16 protein-coding genes and 2 pseudogenes are annotated in these 19,806 nt (G+C 53.0%); 4 read left to right on the top strand and 14 right to left on the bottom strand.

Annotated elements, in window-relative coordinates; translation table 11 throughout:
• The first annotated feature begins 14 nt into the window (after window positions 1-14).
• The 3 genes from ACOXYR_RS21195 (at window position 15) to ACOXYR_RS21185 (ending at window position 2,234) form a co-directional block, all read left to right on the top strand.
• Window positions 15-683, top strand: coding sequence for a TetR/AcrR family transcriptional regulator (locus ACOXYR_RS21195; RefSeq protein WP_421356073.1), 669 nt, complete (start codon window positions 15-17; stop codon window positions 681-683).
• Window positions 684-850: 167 nt separating this feature from the next.
• Window positions 851-1,063 carry a YdgH/BhsA/McbA family protein gene (locus ACOXYR_RS21190; RefSeq protein ID WP_113859088.1) on the top strand — a complete coding sequence of 71 codons (213 nt, stop codon included), beginning with the start codon at window positions 851-853 and terminating at the stop codon, window positions 1,061-1,063.
• 70 nt (window positions 1,064-1,133) lie between these two features.
• On the top strand, window positions 1,134-2,234 hold the full coding sequence (locus tag ACOXYR_RS21185; protein WP_421356086.1) for an alkene reductase: 1,101 nt from the start codon (window positions 1,134-1,136) through the stop codon (window positions 2,232-2,234).
• A 209-nt stretch (window positions 2,235-2,443) separates the two neighbouring features.
• On the opposite strand, the gene cfa is transcribed toward ACOXYR_RS21185, so the two are convergent.
• From cfa to priA, 10 genes are all read right to left on the bottom strand, one after another.
• Window positions 2,444-3,586, bottom strand: coding sequence for a cyclopropane fatty acyl phospholipid synthase (gene cfa, locus ACOXYR_RS21180; RefSeq protein ID WP_108476302.1), 1,143 nt, complete (start codon window positions 3,584-3,586; stop codon window positions 2,444-2,446).
• 598 nt (window positions 3,587-4,184) lie between these two features.
• A complete protein-coding gene (locus ACOXYR_RS21175) occupies window positions 4,185-5,501 on the bottom strand; it encodes an OprD family outer membrane porin (RefSeq protein ID WP_015343978.1) in 1,317 nt (438 codons plus the stop codon).
• A gap of 381 nt (window positions 5,502-5,882) precedes the next feature.
• Window positions 5,883-7,079, bottom strand: a complete 1,197-nt coding sequence (locus tag ACOXYR_RS21170) for a hypothetical protein (protein WP_421356074.1) — start codon at window positions 7,077-7,079, stop codon at window positions 5,883-5,885.
• A 358-nt stretch (window positions 7,080-7,437) separates the two neighbouring features.
• Complete coding sequence (rraA, locus tag ACOXYR_RS21165; RefSeq protein ID WP_108476305.1) at window positions 7,438-7,923, bottom strand: ribonuclease E activity regulator RraA; 486 nt, start codon at window positions 7,921-7,923, stop codon at window positions 7,438-7,440.
• 92 nt (window positions 7,924-8,015) lie between these two features.
• On the bottom strand, window positions 8,016-8,936 hold the full coding sequence (menA, locus tag ACOXYR_RS21160; RefSeq protein ID WP_108476306.1) for a 1,4-dihydroxy-2-naphthoate polyprenyltransferase: 921 nt from the start codon (window positions 8,934-8,936) through the stop codon (window positions 8,016-8,018).
• Window positions 8,937-9,006: 70 nt separating this feature from the next.
• A complete protein-coding gene (gene hslU, locus ACOXYR_RS21155) occupies window positions 9,007-10,338 on the bottom strand; it encodes an HslU--HslV peptidase ATPase subunit (protein WP_108476307.1) in 1,332 nt (443 codons plus the stop codon).
• 9 nt (window positions 10,339-10,347) lie between these two features.
• Window positions 10,348-10,878, bottom strand: a complete 531-nt coding sequence (gene hslV, locus ACOXYR_RS21150) for an ATP-dependent protease subunit HslV (protein WP_015966504.1) — start codon at window positions 10,876-10,878, stop codon at window positions 10,348-10,350.
• A gap of 90 nt (window positions 10,879-10,968) precedes the next feature.
• The gene (gene ftsN, locus ACOXYR_RS21145; protein WP_421356075.1) at window positions 10,969-11,964 is read right to left on the bottom strand and encodes a cell division protein FtsN; all 996 of its coding nucleotides are present in this window, start codon (window positions 11,962-11,964) and stop codon (window positions 10,969-10,971) included.
• A gap of 99 nt (window positions 11,965-12,063) precedes the next feature.
• The gene (cytR, locus tag ACOXYR_RS21140) at window positions 12,064-13,086 is read right to left on the bottom strand and encodes a DNA-binding transcriptional regulator CytR (protein ID WP_108476309.1); all 1,023 of its coding nucleotides are present in this window, start codon (window positions 13,084-13,086) and stop codon (window positions 12,064-12,066) included.
• Between the two features lie 149 nt (window positions 13,087-13,235).
• On the bottom strand, window positions 13,236-15,431 hold the full coding sequence (gene priA, locus ACOXYR_RS21135; RefSeq protein WP_421356076.1) for a primosomal protein N': 2,196 nt from the start codon (window positions 15,429-15,431) through the stop codon (window positions 13,236-13,238).
• A 212-nt stretch (window positions 15,432-15,643) separates the two neighbouring features.
• Here priA and rpmE point away from each other — a divergent pair, with 212 nt between their 5' ends.
• Complete coding sequence (gene rpmE / locus ACOXYR_RS21130; RefSeq protein ID WP_015966500.1) at window positions 15,644-15,856, top strand: 50S ribosomal protein L31; 213 nt, start codon at window positions 15,644-15,646, stop codon at window positions 15,854-15,856.
• A 55-nt stretch (window positions 15,857-15,911) separates the two neighbouring features.
• Here the strand turns inward: rpmE and ACOXYR_RS21125 are convergent.
• From ACOXYR_RS21125 to ACOXYR_RS21110, 4 genes and pseudogenes are all read right to left on the bottom strand, one after another.
• A pseudogene (locus ACOXYR_RS21125) lies at window positions 15,912-16,048 on the bottom strand (DUF2459 domain-containing protein); the annotation flags it as partial.
• 151 nt (window positions 16,049-16,199) lie between these two features.
• Entirely contained in the window at window positions 16,200-16,856 is a 657-nt protein-coding gene (locus ACOXYR_RS21120; protein WP_421356077.1) for a hypothetical protein, read from the bottom strand.
• Window positions 16,856-19,090 (bottom strand): M23 family metallopeptidase, encoded by a 2,235-nt coding sequence (locus tag ACOXYR_RS21115; RefSeq protein ID WP_350436782.1) that lies wholly within the window; start codon window positions 19,088-19,090, stop codon window positions 16,856-16,858. The genes ACOXYR_RS21120 and ACOXYR_RS21115 overlap by 1 nt, the downstream gene beginning before the upstream one ends.
• 62 nt (window positions 19,091-19,152) lie before the next feature.
• Window positions 19,153-19,761: pseudogene (locus tag ACOXYR_RS21110) on the bottom strand (YiiX family permuted papain-like enzyme).
• Window positions 19,762-19,806: the final 45 nt, after the last annotated feature.

Below are 19,806 nucleotides of genomic sequence, written 5' to 3'. Positions count from 1 at the left end.
GAGATCACCTATTTATGACGGCACAAAAAGACAACGGAAAAAGCCTAAAAGTACGTAAGCCGGGCCGCCCGCGCGGCAGTAAACCGAGCGGCGATAACCGCGAGCATCTGCTTGATATTGCGCTGCGGCTCTTTTCGCAGCAGGGCATCGGCCATACATCATTGAATGCGATCGCCCGCGAGGCTGGCGTGACGCCCGCCATGCTGCATTACTATTTCAATTCGCGAGAACAATTGCTGGATGTGGTGATTGAAGAGCGTTTCTTGCCGCTGTGTAGTGAGATCACGGCGATTTTTGCCGCGCATCCTGATGATCCGGTTACCGCGTTGACTGAAATGGTTAAGACCCTCGCGGAGCTTGCCGCACGCTACGAATGGTTTGCGCCATTGTGGATGCAGGAGGTGATTGGTGAAATGCCGGTGCTGCGCCAGCATCTTAACGCGCGTTTTGGCGAGGAGCGTTATCAGCAGACGCTGGCCTCCGTGAAACGCTGGCAGCAGGAAGGGAAAATAAACCCACATCTGACAGCGGAATTACTGTTTACGTCTTTATTAAGTTTGGTGTTAGTGCCTTTTTCACGCATGCGTAACGATGAACGCCTCGCTCTGCTGACGACGGACATCATCGTGAATAATGCCCTGGCCGTGATGCAGCAAGGGATTGGCCCGGACCGCAAGGGCTGATGTTGCCGCGAATTTTTGTTCTCTGTGGGGCAATTTCTGGCGTTTATGAACAAAAACGCAATAGTCATTTGCCCTAATCACCGTTTATCCCGCTTTCACACCGCCGTATTCTTGTCGCTATCGAGTTGCCGAACGCAACGTTATATGCCGAACACAGGATACCTATTATGAAAACCCTCACTCAGATTGCAGCTGCTTCTCTCCTCTCCGTTATGGCCTTTGGCGCATCCGCACAAAGCGTCACGGCAACCGCTTCGACCCTCGACTCTGCGGAAGCGGCGATTGCGCAGAAAGCGAAAGAGATGAATGCCTCTCAGTACAAAATCACCAGCGCCCACATGGGCAACCGCGTCACCATGAGCGCTGAACTCTACAAATAAGCGTGCGGCAAGACGGTTTTCCAAAAAAACATGAGAACCGCCTGTTTATTACCCTCACCAGGAGATGATGATGTTATTTGAAAACTATGCACTGAATGCCGTCGCGCTGAAAAACCGAATTGTTATGCCACCGATGACCCGCTCACGTGCCGGGGCGGGCGATGTCGCCACTGATATGATGGCGGAATATTACGCTCAGCGCGCCAGCGCCGGGCTGATCATTAGCGAAGGCACGCAGATAAGCCAGCAGGGCCAGGGTTATGCCTGGACGCCGGGAATGTACACTGAATCACAGATTGCAGGCTGGAAAAAAGTCACTGATGCCGTACATCAGGCAGGCGGCAAAATTTTCGCGCAGCTGTGGCACGTTGGCCGTGTGTCGCATACCACGCTTCAGCCGGGCCACGGCGCACCGGTTTCCTCTTCAGCTATTCAGGCGGAAGGCGTGAAGGTGTTTGTGGATGTGAAAGGCGGCGGCCCGGAGAGTGGCGTAGGCGAGATGCTGCAACATACGATGCCGCGTGCTCTGACTCTTGAAGAGATCCCCGCTATCGTCAATGACTATGCACAGGCCGCGCGTAACGCGATTGCCGCAGGTTTTGACGGTATCGAACTGCATGGCGCGAACGGTTATCTTATTAACCAGTTTATTGATTCGCAGGCTAACCTGCGCGATGACGAATACGGCGGTACGCTGCAAAATCGTCTGCGCTTTATGAAAGAGGTGGTCACCGCCGTGTCGAACGCGATTGGTAAAGAGCGCGTCGGTATTCGTCTGGCGCCATTGACCACCCTGATGGGTTCTCGCGACGATACGCCGGAAGCGACCTATCTGGCGGCGGCCAGCGTGCTGAACGATCTCGGCATTGCCTATATTCATATTGCCGAAGCAGACTGGGAAGATGCGCCGGTGATGCCTGCGGCTTTTAAAGAGGCGTTGCGTTTGATTTTCCGCGGTACGCTGATTTACTCCGGTAAATACACCAAAGCGCGTGCGGAAGAGGCGCTGCAAAACGGCTGGGCGGATTTGATCGGCTTTGGTCGTCCGTTTATCGCTAATCCAGACTTGCCGTATCGTTTACAGAACGATCTGCTCCTGAACCAGCCAGTGAAAGAGCAGTTCTTTGGCGGCGGAAAAGCGGGATATATCGATTATCCGCAAGCGAAGTAAAACAGGCTGCCGGGTCTCGCATCATGCGGGCCCGGCACTGCGCGTTACCAGAACTTAACGGCCAGGCTTAGAATAAAGACAAAGCCGACAATGGCAACCGTCCAGCAAAATGCCAACATATGGGCTTCATGTTTTTGTTGTTTTAATACTGCTTCGTTTTCCATTTTCTTTTCCTTGCTCACATCGTGTAGGGGCAGAGGCGCCCCATATTACCGTGGGACGTTCATTCCTCCCGGTACTCCGTGCGTCAGAACCACCTGCCAGAGCTGAATATTTCTGGCCCTGAAAGCACCGGCGCAGGCTTTCAGATAGTAGGTGAACATCCGTTTAAAACGTGCTGAATAGACATCGTCTAATTGGCCCCATGAATCCTGGAATCGCTGTTCCCAGGCCATCAGGGTTTTATCGTAGTCAGAGCCAAAATTGTGCAGGTCTTCAATCACAAAGAAGGGCTCACAGGCGGAAGAAAGTTGTGAAACCGACGGCAGGCAACCGTTCGGGAAGATGTATTTATCGATCCACGGGTCGACGTTCAGGTCGCTTTGATTGGAACCGATGGTGTGGAGCAGGAAGATGCCGTCTTCCGCCAGATTTTTATTGGCCACGGTGAAGTAGGTTTTATAGTTTTTCGGCCCGACGTGCTCAAACATCCCCACCGAGACAATGCGGTCAAATTTGCTGTCGAGGTCGCGATAGTCCTGCAACAGGATCTCCACGTCCAGCCCTTCACAGCGCTGCTGGGCAAGTTTCTGTTGCTCAGCGGAGATGGTGACGCCTGTGACTTTCACGCCGTAGTTTTCCGCCGCATAAGCCGCCAGCCCGCCCCAGCCGCAGCCGATATCCAGCAGGGTCATGCCTTTTTGCAGATTGAGTTTGCGGCAGATAAGCTCCAGCTTGTTTTGCTGTGCTTCAAGCAGATTGCTGGCGTCACGCCAGTAGCCGCAGGAGTATTGCATGTACGGGTCGAGCATCAGGGTGAAGAGGTCGTTGCCGAGGTCGTAATGTTCTTTCCCGACAATCCACGCCCGTTTTTTCGATTGCAGGTTGATGATCTTCGCGCTCACCACGTGCATCAAATCTTTCAGGTTGTGTTTAATCTGCGACTCAATATCAATTTTCAGCAGGCGGGAGATAAACTCATCGAGCTGTTCACACTCCCACCAGCCATCCATATAGCTCTCGCCCAGGCCGAGTGAGCCCTGCTGAAGAACGCGTTTGTAGAAGTGTTTGTTTTTGACCTGAATGTCGAAAGGACGTTTGCCGTTGATTTCAATATCTGCGCGTTGCAGTAAGTCACGGCAGATGCGATACCACTGATTGCCGCCATCGGGCATGATTAGTTTTTTGTTCATCGTTTGTGCGCCTGAGCGAGAATCTATTTGTCATACAAATGTGCTAAGGGCAGGTTATACCCTTGATGAATATTCGTAAAGTGAATCTCGTCAATGGTAGGGATGCGTAAAAGGAATGGGAGGGTGGTGCGCACTGATGCCCTCACCCCGGCCCTCTCCCACAGGGAGAGGGAGAAAACCGCAGACACCTAACCTTTGGCACCATCGGTTCCCTCTCCCTTGAGGGAGAGGGTTAGGGTGAGGGAGGGAGGTGAGCACTGATGCCCTCACCCCGGCCCTCTCCCACAGGGAGAGGGAGAAAAAACGCAGACACCTAACCTTTGGCACCATCGGTTCCCTCTCCCACAGGGAGAGGGAGAAAACCGCAGACACTTAACCTTTGGCACCATCGATTCCCTCTCCCTTGAGGGAGAGGGTTAGGGTGAGGGGGAGAGGTGCGCACTGATGCCTTCACTCCGGCCCTCTCCCACAGGGAGAGGGAGAAAACCGCAGACACTTAACCTTTGGCACCATCGGTTCCCTCTCCCTTGAGGGAGAGGGTTAGGGTGAGGGGGAAAAGTCGGGTAGGCCGGATAAGCGAAGCGCATCCGGCGTAATATCAGAAGTCGTACTGCAACGTCAGACGGTTCTGCCAGAAGTCTTTCTCATACAGCGGAGAAGTCTGCACGCCGACAAAATCGCTCAGGCTCAGACCTTTCAGCGCACCCTGGAAGTTCCAGATGAAGTAAACCAGATACTCGGACTGGCGCAGGCTGCCGGTATTCACCGTCGGCGTCAAATCCATCCACGAATAGCGTGCGCCCAGCGTCAGGTTCTCGTTCGCATTCCAGTTTACGTTAGTGGCATACGCATCGCCGCTGCCCAGATCCTGGGTGCTGGTGAAGTACGGTTGCGCGAAATACGGGCCCGATGAACTGTTATGCGCATACGGCGTTACCAGTGAACCATAGCCGTAGCTGTTGCCGCTGGAGGCGATATGGTCGTAACCCGCCGCCCATGAGAGCGCTGGCGTGAAGTTCAGCGACAGTTGCGCGCCGTAAGAACGGTTATCCACCTCGCCCGCCAGCGCTTTGCCTTCGCTGGTGCCACGAATGTATTGCAGCGCCACATCCGGCGTGAACAGCGCCTGCTGCCACTGGAGATGACCTTCGGTGTAGAAGATGTTGGAGAAATCGGCGTAGCTTTCGTACCACATCTGGCCGGTCAGCTTTTTGTCATCCCACATCATGTGGCGACCCGCGCCAACAGCCCACATGCCATCGGTCTCTTCGGTGACTTCGGTGTACGCGGTGGTGCGTTTGACCTGATCGCTGCCCCAGCCCTTATAACGCCAGATTTTGGTCGCGCGCAGGAAGTCGTCGCCGCTGCCGTACTGCATATCCAGCGCCTGATAAAGAATCGGGGTAATACGCCAGTCATAGTCGCCGACAAACGGCAGATCCAGACGCTGGTTGCCGCCGGTGATGCGGAAATCGCCATAGCGCCAGTTGAGATACGCTTCGCCAATATTGGTCTGGTTTTCACCGATGTCGCTAATCACGCGTTCTTCCGGCGGATGGTTAATGCCGCGCAGGAACAGACCGCTGACCCCCACGTTGAAGCCGTACATTGGCGCGGTTTCGTACTTCAGGAAGCCGCCGTAGCTGATGGTGTCCTGGTTAAAACCTTTGGCGAAATAGGCGTTGTGGGTGGTGTAGTAAAGAGACCGTACGCTGCCGCTAACTTTACCGCAGCTGAATACATCGCTCAGGCTGCTGACGTTACCGTCGGCGTCGAAACACTCGCTGTCGGACTTAAAGGAGAGAGCCGCTTCCGCGCTGGCGGGAAGCGCCAGGGCTGCAAGCGTGACCAGGGCGGTGAGACCACCGGTTAATCGTGATGGTTTAACTGCACCTGCTGCCCGACACATCTTCATGCTAATACCTTGTAAACAGAGATAAAAAAAGAAAAGTGTGCGAGTATCGCCCCCCGTAGTTCGCCACACTCGCGGGTGGAGAGACCCCGGATAGACGTACTAAACGTATGGGCGGTTTCGCACAGGGCTGCGATTATCATCATCGAAAGGGGTGTGATCCAGATCTAAACGCAAACGTTTGCTTTCTTTTTGTGGGCATTAATGCTGAACCAGTGATTCAAGTTGAATTATTTATGATGCTAATTATTAAACGGCAGGTATTTCATCTACATATTGATTTGGTGAATGGTCGATAGTACTTATTTTACCGTTTGGCTTAAACCGCACCGATTGGATAGTTTTCAGGCGCTTCCCGCGCGTAAACGCGCGGGAAGTCGGTCATCAAAAATAATAGCCGATGTTGACGTTGGTGCGGAAATACCATTTTCCACTGCCTTCCGACTGCGTGCTGGTCCAGCCCGTGGCGTTAAGCGCGCCGCCCCACGGGTTAACATTTTTCGCCCAGCTCAGGTCGACCCAGAACATCACCGGTAGCGCGAAGACCTGCACCCCGACGGTGTTCATCTGGGAATCGCGCCAGTCACTTTTGTCTTTCCATAACACGCTGTAATCGTTATAGAACCGTAGTTTCGATACCGCGCCCCATTTGACGTCCACATCGCGTGCCACGTTAAGCGACGCGGTGGTGGCTTTTGCCGGAATTAAATACGACGGTGTCAGGCCGTTGCCCCCCATCAGAATCGTATCATCGCTTACGCCCGCCGGATTTTTCGGATCGTATTGGTAACGGATCACCTGCGAGGAGAGCTGCCAGGGCCCGTTCTGCACAGTTCCGTGCAGGCCTGCAGCCCAGAAAGTGCCATCATCATCGGTCTCGCGATTGTGTAATCGCGCCAGCGCCAGCGAACCCCCCAGCTCATTGTTCCAGTCGCCGCCGTGGAATGTTCGCGCCAGCCGCACGTTCACCTGATCGCGTTTTTCATTACGCTGCTGATGCTGGCTGGGATAATTAGTATTTTTTAAGCGATCATAATCCCCGACATCTGGCGCATAGCGCAGGTTCTCAGGCTCCATCCACGGGAAATAAGCCACATCCAGCGACCAGTTATTATCGTGATATTGGTAATTAACCCCGCTACCCGCATTGACGCCAAAACCTAAATAAAAGGGAATGCCGTATGACCAGCCAAATTGTGGATAGGGCTCCAGGCCAAAAGGCTTGCCGGGAATGCCAAGCTGTACGCTATTATTCTGATCAAATCGATACCCCACATAGGCGCGGTCAACCGCATATTTATGGTGATCCTGGAACCAGAATCCGGCATCAAAGAAATAGTTATTATAAAAACCGCTGCTGTCGATACGGAATGTATCAAAACGCAGATGCGGCGGGTCACGATAATTACTGCCTTTCCAGTCTTCATAGCGATAATTAGCCCGCAACGCCCCGCCAATATCCAGCCCGGCGCTGCTGTCCGCGCTGCGCCAGCCTATATGCGGGAAGGGCTTGCCGCCTTCCGCCCGCGCGGACGCAGCGGTACATGCGCCCAGCAGCAGCGCGAAAAATTGTTTACGCATAGCTCACCTCTCATGTCATATTCAATAAGCAATAGATCGCCGCCGCGGATAAAAATCAGCGAAAATTAATTGATGGCGTTTCGCCAGTGAAACGGAAATTAATATTTATGGTTTTGTTTCAAATATGAAACTCAGTTTATTATTTGATATAAGGAAAATCGCACGCGAAGGGAGGATCGTCAAGGTATAAAACTTGAGCTATAACGCAATATTATTAAATGGTTCGATGAGTATTGAAGTTAGTTAGTATTAATAGGGCGTTTATCTCATATATGAGACAGAATGAGTTATGCAACGAGGTTTTTGTTTTTGGAAATAATAAAGGGGAAATATATCCCCTTTATTTTGTATGAATTATTTACTCGATATCCAGCGGATCTTCAGAAAGGATAATGCCGGTGTTATCAGCATAGAGATGGTCGCCGGAGAAGAACGTCACGCCGCCGAAATTGACGCGCACATCGCTTTCGCCAATGCCTTCGCCAGCGGCGCCAACCGGAATGGCGGCAATGGCCTGAATGCCGATATCCAGCTCTTCAAGGTCATCGACCTGACGCACGGCTCCATAAACCACAATGCCTTCCCATTCGTTCTGGGTGGCGATACGCGCCAGTTCCGCATCGATCAGCGCGCGACGTACAGAGCCGCCGCCGTCAATCAGCAGAATGCGGCCACGGCCATTCTGTTCGAGCAGATCATACAGCAACCCGTTATCCTCGAAACATTTCACGGTGGTGATTTGCCCACCAAACGACAACCGCCCGCCAAAGTTGGAGAACAGGGGTTCCACGACGTTGACATCTTCCTGATAGATGTCGCAAAGCTCGGAAGTATCGTATTTCATAGGATTAACACTCAGTTGCTGCGAGTGTTTTCAGTATATCGCGCTCTGTGCACTGTTGGCAAAATCATCAATTGTTAATTGATATTTGTCAGTTAAGCCAGCGCCTTACTCAGGATAATCCCAACGATAAACAGGACGTTAGTGAGCAGCGCGCCTTTGACCGTACGTTCAAGCATCGGCCGCATCGCGACAGGTTCACGCTGCGTCATCACGTAGCGCGCCTGTTTGAACAGCAACGGCGTGGCGAGAATAAACAGCCAGCCCCACACGCTTTGCAGCGAAATCAGGTTAAACAGCGCCAGGCACACCAGCGTGCCGCCAAGCAGGCAGGCGTGATAGCGACGCGCGCCAACCGGGCCTAAACGTACCGCAAGGGTGTTTTTGCCGTTTTCACGATCGCTGTCGATATCGCGCAGATTATTGATATTCAATACTGCCGTTGCCAGCAGCCCGCACGCCGTAGCAGGAAGGATGAGCGTGATGCTCAGCATATGCGCCTGTAAATACCAACTGCCGATAACGCTCAGCCAGCCGAAGAAAATAAGAACAGAAATATCACCCAAACCGATATATCCGTACGGACGAGTGCCTACGGTATAAGTGATTGCGGCGACAATGGAGAGCAACCCCAGCACCAGAAAACCGATAAAGTCGCCGATGTTTTGGTACGCCGCAAACAGCAGCCCCAGACCAGAAAGACAAATGAGCGCGACGGTAATCATCAGCGCGCGTTTCATTTGCGGCTGGGTGATGGCACCTTTTTGCATGCCGCGCAGCGGCCCAATGCGATCGGGTTTATCGCTGCCCTTCACCGCATCGCCATAGTCGTTCGCGAGGTTGGAGAGGATTTGCAGCAGGCCCGCAGTAACCAGCGACAGCACCGCCACAGTTGCATCGAAGTGCCCTTGCCACCAGGCGAGCGTAATGCCCACAAGAATAGAGGCGAAGGCCAGAGGTAACGTTTTAGGGCGCAGGCTTTCAAGCCAGGCCTGGGTGCGGCTGATTTCAGTCATAGTGATTTTTTGCCAATAAAAATGGGGCTTTTCAGCCCCATCAACAGTGATGAAAATGCATTGAACGCGATTATAGGATAAAACGGCTCAGATCTTCATCTGCAACCAGCGCATCCAGGTGTTTGCTCACGTATTCCGCATCAATTGTGATGCTTTGACCATTTAAATCACTGGCGTCATAGGAAATATCTTCCATTAAACGCTCCAGAACCGTGTGCAGACGACGCGCACCGATGTTCTCGGTGGTTTCGTTGACCTGCCACGCGGCTTCGGCAATTCGCTTAATACCGGATTCGGTAAACTCAATGTTCACGCCTTCGGTCGCCATCAGCGCTTTATACTGAACGGTAACGGACGCATTCGGTTCGGTCAGAATGCGTTCGAAGTCGCTGGTGGTCAGCGCCTGCAGCTCAACGCGAATCGGCAGACGACCCTGCAGTTCCGGGATCAGGTCAGACGGTTTTGCCACCTGGAATGCACCAGAGGCGATAAACAGAATGTGATCGGTTTTCACCATACCGTGCTTGGTGGACACGGTGCAGCCTTCAACCAGCGGCAGCAGGTCACGCTGTACGCCTTCACGGGAAACGTCCGGGCCGGAGGATTCGCCGCGCTTACAGATTTTGTCGATTTCGTCGATGAACACGATACCGTGCTGCTCAACCGCATCAATGGCATCCTGTTTCAGCTCTTCCGGGTTCACCAGTTTTGCCGCTTCTTCTTCAATCAACAGCTTCATCGCATCTTTGATTTTCAGCTTACGCGGTTTCTGCTTCTGCCCGCCCAGGTTCTGGAACATGGACTGCAACTGGCTGGTCATCTCTTCCATTCCCGGAGGCGCCATGATTTCAACGCCCATCGGTGCGGCAGCGAGATCGATCTCAATCTCTTTGTCGTCCAGTTGGCCTTCACGCAGTTTCTTGCGGAATGCCTGACGCGCGGCAGACGGTTCAGCCTGCTGCTCCGCCTGGCCCCAGTTATTTTTGGCCGGTGGGATCAGCACGTCGAGGATACGCTCTTCCGCCATCTCTTCCGCGCGGTAGCGGTTTTTCTCGATGGACTGCACGCGCACCATTTTGATGGCGGAATCGGTCAGATCGCGGATGATGGAATCCACTTCTTTACCGACATAGCCCACTTCGGTGAACTTGGTCGCTTCAACTTTGATGAACGGCGCGTTAGCCAGCTTGGCCAGGCGACGGGCGATTTCGGTTTTACCGACACCGGTCGGGCCGATCATCAGAATGTTTTTTGGGGTCACTTCGTGACGCAGCTCTTCATCAAGCTGCATACGACGCCAGCGGTTACGTAAGGCGATCGCAACGGAGCGTTTGGCCGCGTCCTGACCAATAATGTGTTTGTTCAGTTCGCTGACAATTTCGCGTGGGGTCATTTCAGACATGGTCAATCCTTACGCTTTAGACGGTAATTCTTCAATGGTGTGGAAGTGGTTGGTGTAGATGCAGATATCACCTGCAATATCCAACGCTTTCTCAGCAATGTCGCGCGCGCCCAGTTCGGTGTTTTCCAGTAGGGCACGGGCTGCGGCCTGGGCGTATGGGCCGCCAGAACCGATAGCAATCAGGTCATTTTCCGGCTGAACGACGTCGCCGTTCCCGGTAATGATGAGGGATGCGGTTTCATCCGCGACGGCAAGCAGGGCTTCCAGCTTGCGCAGCATACGGTCGGTACGCCAGTCTTTCGCCAGCTCAACGGCGGCTTTCACCAGGTGGCCCTGGTGCATCTCAAGCTTACGTTCGAACAGCTCGAACAGGGTGAAGGCATCAGCGGTGCCGCCAGCAAAACCGGCAATCACTTTGTCGTTGTACAGGCGACGGACTTTCTTCACGTTGCCTTTCATCACGGTATTGCCAAGCGTAGCCTGTCCATCACCGGCGATTACGACGTGGCCGTTACGGCGAACACTTACTATTGTTGTCACGAGCAGACCCCTTGTTGCAAATACGGAATAGGGGCCCCGCAAGCTTTGCGGGGCAGAATGTCATTATAGATGGGGGGTATTTCGGGGGTTTCAACCCCCGGAAGCGAGTCTTATGCAGTTTCCGTGACCGGCCATTTTCAGGCGGTTGAGGGTGCCGTCGGCATTATCTTTACCTTTGATAGGCCCGATGACGACGCGGTTCCAGCCGTTGTTGGTGGTGATGCGTGAATCAAACCCTTCAAATGCCAGCTGTGCACGCACGGTTTCGGCCTGCTCTGCACCTTTAAACGAACCACACTGTACCATCCAGCGGCGCTCGTCTTTTTTCTCGGTTGCCTTAGGTGGCGTGGTTTCACGCGTTACCGGCGCAGCGGCCTGCTGTTTAGGCGCTGACGTCGTGGTGTGCGCAGGCGTTTGTAGCAGATCCTGATACGGCTGCTGATTAGTGGCGGCCGCTTTCGGCTGCTGCGTCTGACGCGGCGGCTGCTGTGTGGTTTGTGCCTGGCGCGCAGGTTGTTGTGTTTGTTGCTGCGCACGCGGCTGCTGCACAGGCTGCGTTTGTGCCCATTGCTGCTGCTGTTGCGCTTGCTGTGCCTGCTGCGCTAAACGCTGACGTTGTAGCGTTTGTTGACGTTGTTCCGGCGTTTGCTCGTTCCACGGCACTTCCGTCAGTTGCGTCGGCTGCTGGCGCATATCTGCCTGCATTTGCGCAAGCAACTGGCGCTGTTCGTCGGTCAACTGATTCGGATTCATGACTTCCCCGCCTGCAGACGGTTCCGTTGGCGCACGCACGCCTGGCTGGCGGCTTTCCAGTTCTTTAATGTAGCGCCAGCGCTCTTCCGGTTTCGGCGGTAGACCATTCCCTGTCATCTGACGGCTTTGCAGCGTTTCAGAATCTTCTTTTTTATGATGGGTAATAAAGTACAAACCACCGATAAAGGCGACCACCACCGCGGCGGCAATGGCCACCATCGCCGGTGATACCGCCGGGAAGCTACTTTGATTTTTCCGCGAACTCCGTGAGGTGCTCTTTTTGCGCCGCGAAGGAGCCTGTTGGCTGCGGCGTACATAATCTCGTTGTGCCACTATCGTTTCGCTGTATTTATTCGTTCGTGAACCCGACATGTTACTTAAGCGACGAGGCTTTGACCAGACAAGCAAGTCCTAAAGCCCCACACTTTTATGTCATATTTTTTGAGTGCTGCCGCGAATCACCAGTTCACAGTCCAGCAAACGCGAACCGCTGTCGACATATTGTCCACTGAGCTGATTCAGTAACAGCAGCATCGCTTCGCGGCCAATGTCGAAACGTGGCTGAGAAACGGTGGTGAGCGGCGGGTCGCAGAACTCCGCGAGCGAGATATTATCAAAGCCGATAATCGACAGGTCGTCCGGAATTTTCAGACCGTGACGTTTGGCGCAGGAGAGCGCGCCAAGTGCCATAATGTCGCTATGGCAGAAGACCGCGGTCGGCGGTTGCGGCAACGCCAGAAGCTGCTCAAGCGCTTTCGCGCCTGCTTCGTAGGTAAAATTGCCGCGCGTGATATACGCTGGATCGACGGTGATACCGCTGCGGCGCAGTGCCTGTACGTACCCTTGTAAGCGGTAGTGGCACAGCGGCATCTCTTCCGGCCCGGCGATACACGCAATGCGCTTATGCCCCAGTTCGTGCAGGTAGTTTACGGCATCAAACGCGGCGGTGAGGTTGTCAATATGTACCGTCGGCAGCCCCAGCTCCGGGGCGAATTCGTTGGCCATCACCATCGGCGGCAGATTCCGCTGCTCTTCAATGCTGGCATCAAACGGTAACTGTGAACCCAGCAGCAACATTCCGTCGATCTGCTTGGTAATGATTAAATCGATGAAGGTTTTTTCCTGCTGATTCTGATGCGCGCAGTCGCCTATCAGCACCAGATAACCCTGCGAGGCGGCGGTGACTTCGATACCGCGGATCACTTCGCTAAAGAACGGGTCGCAGATATCCGGCACGATGACCAGAATGGTGCGGGATTCATTACGTTTCATGTTACGCCCCTGCACCTGCGGGAGGTAACCGACTTCCAGTGCGGCCTGCTCAACGCGAGCTCTCGTTGCCTGCGAGACCTTCTCGGGATTCATTAATGCGCGTGATACGGTTGCCGTAGAGACTTTCGCCTGTAAAGCAACGTCTTTCATGGTTGCGGCCACAACCGGTTTTTTAGCCTTCACCTGATTTCTCCTCGCTGACTGGCGCAGACACGTCCCCTGTGTCTGACATCAGACACACTTTTATCAGATAGTTAATCCGATCTGTTACAGAATTTTCATAAAAAGTGTGACGATTGTTAGATTCCTCGATCTTGCTCGCAACCTGAGACTTAACCTTCTATCGGGTCAACGTCCAGAACCCACTTCACTTTGCGTGCTTCCGGTAGCGTATTGATGAGGGCCAGCGCGCCGTTGACGATATGTTGCAGGCGTACACGGGAAGGGTGTTGCAGCAAAATTTGCCAGCGATAACGCCCGCCGCGTTTCGGTGCGAGGGCGGGAACCGGGCCGAGAACCCACAGTTTGTCATCCGCCAGCGGGCTGGCCTGCAACAGATTGCGCAGTTGTTGCAGGAAGACCGGCGCCTGCTGGTTATTGTGATCTTCTGCGCGAATCAGCACGTGACTGGTCCACGGTGGAAGCTGCATGGTCTGACGTTCAGCCAGCGCCTGCTCGGCAAAGGCGTCGTAGCCTTTATAGAGCAGCGTTTGCAACAGGGGGTGATCCGGATGGTGCGTTTGTAAAACCACTTCCCCCTGTTTCCCGGCACGGCCAGCTCGCCCGGAAACCTGGGTGTAAAGTTGGGCAAAACGTTCCGCTGAGCGGAAATCTGCCGAGAAAAGCGCGCCATCGACATCAAGCAGGGCAACCAGCGTAACGTCCGGGAAGTGGTGGCCTTTTGCCAGCATCTGGGTGCCAATCAGAATACGCGCGCCGCCGCGATGCACTTCCGCCAGATATTGCTCCAGCGCGCCTTTGCGGCTGGTTGTGTCGCGGTCAATACGGGATAGCGGTACGCCGGGAAAGAGCGGAGCCAGCACCTGCTCCAGTTGCTCTGTTCCCAGCCCGACCGGTACCAGGTGTGTTGAGCCGCAGGAAGGACACTGACGCGGGATCGGACGCTGGCTGTCGCAATGGTGGCAGCGTAAATGATGTTGCGATTGGTGAAGCGTATAGTAGCTGTCGCAGCGCGGACATTCGGCTATCCAGCCGCAGTCGTGGCATAACAATGTAGGCGCAAAACCACGACGGTTGAGGAACAGGATCACCTGATTATCCGCCTGCAAATGCTGACGCATGCGGTTGATGAGCGCCGGAGACAGGCCCGCCTGCAACTGCTGACCTTTTAAATCAAGCACGTGCTGCATAGCTGGCCGCGCATTCCCGGCGCGGCGCGTCAGGCGCAGCATATGATATTTATGCTGGCGCACGTTGAGCAGCGTTTCCAGCGCGGGCGTTGCCGAGCCGAGAATGATCGGGATTTGCTCGCTGTGCGCGCGCCAGACAGCCAGGTCGCGGGCATGATAGCGCCAGCCTTCCTGCTGCTTATAAGAGCTGTCGTGCTCTTCATCGATAACAATCACGCCGAGGTTTTTAAACGGCGTGAACAGTGATGAGCGTGTGCCGATAACGATCGCCGCTTCGCCGCTTTTGGCTTTCAGCCAGGCGTTCAGACGCTCGCTGTCGTTAAGCCCGGAGTGCAGCACTTCTACGGGCGCGTTAAAACGTTCACGAAAGCGGGCGATAGTCTGCGGCGTCAGGCCGATTTCCGGCACCATCACCAGCGCCTGTTTACCCTGCGCCAGCACGTTTTCCAGCACGCTGAGGTACACTTCCGTTTTACCGGAACCCGTCACGCCTGCCAGCAACCATGCTGAAAAACGATCGGATGCGCTATGGATCGCGCCCACGGCGGTAGCCTGTTCGGTATTCAGACGCAGTCGTTCGCCAATGGCGGAGTAGCCTTCGCGCCAGTCGTTCAGCGCGGGCGCTTCGCTCGCCAGCTCACTTAAACCTTTGCTGCGCAGCGACTGCAACGCCGCTTCGGTAAATTCCAGTTCAGTGACCTGATGACGCCAGATTTTTCCCTGACGCAGCGCGGCCAGCGCCTGTTGCTGTTTTGGCGAGCGCTTCAGGCTGTTGATATCCACCGCCTGACCCTGTTCCGTTGCAAACCAGTACCACAGTGGCGCGTGGCTGGCCGGTTTCCCCTGGCGCAGCAGAATCGGCAGCGCATGGAACAACACATCGCCAATCGGGTGATGATAGTAATCCGCTGCCCACAGCAGCAATCGCCATACCGAAGTGGTAAATACCGGTTCGCTGTCGAGCACTTCGACGATCGGCTTCAGTTCATCCAACGGCAGTTCGCTTTTTTCGCTGACCGACACCACCATGCCAACACGCTCCTGTTTGCCGAACGGCACGCGCACGCGACATCCCGCTTTGGCGCTCAGGCCTTCAGGCAGCAGATAGTCAAACGTACGCGGTAGCGGAACGGGCAGGGCGACGTGGGCAACAGGCATTTTTTCTTCCTGGACTTGAAAAGGAGCGGGTTAGTATACACATTGTACTCAGGTGAAGAACGGATCAGTTTGCATACCCTGTTCAGATTCTGTATGATCCGCCGCCTTTGATGCAGAAAAAATGCGTCGAAAGCCGAGAAGTTTACTATCAACATCGCGTGGTGTCTGGCGTTAGGGCTGGAAGAGCGACGCGGCCTTAACTGAGGTTTCCCATGAAAAAAGGTATTCACCCGAATTACGTAGAAATTACTGCAACTTGTTCTTGCGGTAATGTTATCAAGACTCACTCCACTGCGGGTCATGATCTGAACCTGGACGTTTGTGGCGCATGCCACCCGTTCTACACTGGTAAGCAGCGTGACGTTGCTACCGGTGGCCGTGTTGACCGCTTCAACAAGCGTTTCAGCATCCCGGGCAGCAAATAAGTTTTGCTTCTCAGAAAAAGGCGCCGAAAGGTGCCTTTTTTGTGTCTGAAATTCTTTAACGCACCACATTCATTACGCTTCCCACCGTCAATTTTAAAGTCGGTTCAATTTCTTTCCCCGCACTTTGTAATCCTTTTTCTGTCCACTTATTACAGTATTTAAAATCCAATAGCGTCCATTCGTGGCATAAAAGGGAACTGATGAGCAGTGGAACGAGAATTGACGTTAAGAGATTATGGTAAGCCAAGATAAGCAAAAAGAACATTATTAGATCCTTTCGCTTATGATAGTATTGGGTGTTTATATGGCTTTGAATTACGTTTATGACGAATATCAATCACCATCAGTTATTTGATTTTTCCGGCAGACCTATTTCGACTGTTTCAAGAGACCTGAGCATATAGGGGGTAAAATCAATTTCCTTTCCGTTTCCTTCGTCAATCATTGATCCTGAGCCACAGAATGCTGAATAGCTCTCGTTTTGTATCAGGCAGAACGAGAGATTTTTTTTCACCCCTTTCTTTTTTTCCTGTAGGGGAATATTACGGTCGATAACTGCATAACCATGACCATTCACTGACTGAATATTATGCAGAACTATAGGCTGTAATTCGCTCAGGCTTTTAATGCCATAAACCTCCAGAGAACGCAGAGTTTCTTCTCTATTACGATTATATTTTTTCTTCTTCCACAGACCTGATTTTTTATCAAAATAGATCTTTTCAGAAAGCGATCTTCCTGGACCATATCCGTCTCTTATGACGTCAACAGGAAATAGGCAAAGCCATGGCCCTGATGGTGGATATCTTTTATGCTCAGGTGGGTAGAATAATTTTAATGAAATAGTTCCACAGCTAGCCGTGTCCGCCAGATAGTTACCTCGATGTAATGTTAGCTGGTCAAAAGGCTGCTCATTGAGTTTGTCTGGAGTGGCTATCTCCTGCGTTATTTTTCCAATGGAAAAAAACGGGATTGCCACTAACAGTAATAATGTTTTCATCACTCTCTCCTTAGCTGGTCTGATTCGGGTTTTTCGTCGACAGGGATGTTATTGCTATCCGGAAATAACTGCTCGGTGAGGATGGCTATTGCGCTACCGTATACGCAGCAGCGCTCATCAAAACCATTCAGTCCCTGATATTGTTCGTTATCGATCTGACTGGGTAAATTAACGGCGGCGCTGGCCTGCCAGAAAGCCTGGCTACGATAGTAAATCTTTATTCCGCCACCCCGTGTATTGACGCTGCATCGCTCCAGTACATGTTCGTTATCGGCGTAGGGTGACATACCTCTTTCCAACCAGTAAAAACCAGCGCTACTGGCGGCCTCATGACTGTTATTGCTGACATTATTTCTCCACCGGATAATATTTTCAGGGACGTTGTTTTCAATATCAGATAGGTGATTGTCGGTATAACGAATGTGCCGGCGTGAATACAGGCGATTATATTCATTTATCAGGGCGTTCTTGATATTTTCAGGGCAGGTTCGTCCCCTGAAGCTGAAATAATCGAAATAATTTACAGGACTGGTAAGCTGTAACAGGCCGCGCCCGTACCACGGGTAATACCAGATGTTGTAGCGTCGAATGACCTGACGTGTGCGAGGGTCTGTTTCCGTATAACGGTATCCTTCCTCCATCGTTCCGAGCCAGCCCGTTTCCTGAATACCATTCCCCAAGAAACAGGCAATGCGCAGTGGGGTGGTTATCAGGTGTTTCTGCAGTGTCCTATTTATGTGCGTACGGATGTTTTCCGCGACACTGCCGGTGCCGTCCTGGTAGGTGATGGCCTCCCAACGGTAATCATTCCGACCGGCCATTCTTAACGCGTTCTGGGGAACAAGCTGCTTCAGCTCTGACTTGCTGAGCCAGTTGCATTTGCGGAAATGGGTGATGAAGGCCACCGGGTGGAAATGCCATAATCGGCCGATGCCCTGTTCACCTGTGGCAAAACACAGCGCTGACGCATGACTTTTCAGTCGTTCATAGCCCTCTTCAGACATGGCTGGGGCATCATCAGAGCCTGTTTTGAGCCAGGCATAACGCTGGTCAAAGGTAGCAGCATTCCACTCCAGCGTGAAATGACACACCAGACGGCTGCCCAGGTCGTTGAGACTCCCGCTTTTCTTTATCCCGGCGATAAGAGGGGAATTACACTGGCTGTTATTGTCCGTGTCATCGTCCACCATATGCCAGCCCGTCCAGTGCGGGAAGTCGGCATCGCTGAATTTTTTGACGTCTGAAGAAGCCAGGTTGACCATACCCGTTCCGCCAGGGAAGTTGACGGTACGCCACAGCGGGGCATCAGCAGGCGTCAGGGTTTCATGTTCAGAACTAATGACCCGGCCGAAGCGGAGTAGTTCGAGCCCAGCCGACGGATTCTGCGGGTACAGTCGACGGGCGGTCCGAGACAGATTGTATTCATACTTTCCTGATGAATTCCGGTTGTTATCAAGAGGGTTAGCATCAGAATTGATCAGCGGCTCCCCCACCGTGTCGAAAAGTGCTTCCGCGGTGGTATTTTGTCTGCGGGTGACCATCATACAGTCGCCTTTTTCGAAGGTCATGCTGACGAAGAGTGGTTCGGCACTGATATGAACGGCATTCAGAGGGTTCGTGTCCGGTGAGGCCGCGTCAGGCACTGATGCGTAAAAGTGTGTTCCGGGAGGTATATAAAAATGGATATCGCCGTAAAGGGTATCGGTTCTGCCATCATGAGTGATATCTAGTTCGGGGGTAGTGCGTCCGGTCAGTTTCAGCATGTTTTCGTTGTCACAGAACACCTGAAAATGAAAGGCATTAGTTTCGCTAACCATACCACACTGCCCGATGCGGTCCTTGCGCCAGACTCTTGCTCCATCCTTAATTGCCGGGTCCAGCCGGTCCATGAGATGCATGTACAGGGAGTAATACACGACACTGCAGTTTTCACCAATTTCGGTCTGATGCTTCAGCAGCACATACCCGTCATCGGTTTTGCCATCATAATTCAGCGGGAAAGTATCGCGTTTGTCTGTGGAGGATGGAGAACGAAAAGAAACAACTTCCCCATCTGCAATCGCGCGGACATACTCAATGCGGTCGGTGTGGAGAACATGCACCCCTCCGTGCCATGATGCGCGCCGATTGAGCGGGAAATCTCGGTTTATATCCACGGGCATCATTCTGTTGACCCATGACGGGTCATCTTCTCCTGCGTTCCGGGGACGGACAAACGGCGGACTGATTATCATGCTGACTCCCTGTCTGATTTGTAGAATTAATAATAAAAGTGCAGTATTGTTTTCATCATCAATTAGCTTGAAAACAGCGGCCGCTCTTTGGCTACTGTGGTGAGTTGTGGCGCATCGAAAATGGCCTGAGGTGAAACCACCGTTTCCTCAAGCGGAATGTTTTTCCCGTAACGTTCTTTGAGTTTCTCCTGAACTAGCGGGTTATTAAGATCGAACTCTTTCAGTTTTTACTGTTCACCCACGCGCATTCCTGGTGCGTTCTGATAAACCTTCCACACCACTTCAGAGCAGTACTGGCGGTCATCGCTCCAGGAAAAGGCCAGATCGTAAGGTTTACCGAGATACCGCTTTGCGGTTTGTGCCAGATTTTGTTTTTGCTGTGTAGACAGCCTGCCATCCACGCCACGCACGATATATTTCCCGTCTTTTCAGTGCCTTATACTTTTTTGCAGCGGCGTATAGATAACCGGACCAACGGCCTCGAAGACATACGGTTTTGTCTCGCGGATAACAATCATGCCGGTGTGGTTATAGCCAGAATGGGTGGCCAACTGAATGGCTTTACTTGGAGAAGATTGAGACATTTGAAAGATGATGTCGCCGGTTTGCGGCTCCCAGGCATAAGCCGGATAAGCCAGAACCAGGTCTGGTGCCAGTAAACAGAGTTTCATGGCACAACCTCCGTGTTATCACATTAAAAAGCGCGGCTCGTACTC

Source organism: Pseudocitrobacter faecalis (assembly GCF_965231525.1).
In the GTDB taxonomy this organism is placed as follows: Bacteria; Pseudomonadota; Gammaproteobacteria; order Enterobacterales; family Enterobacteriaceae; genus Pseudocitrobacter; species Pseudocitrobacter faecalis.
This window is presented reverse-complemented; position numbering and strand designations above follow the sequence as displayed.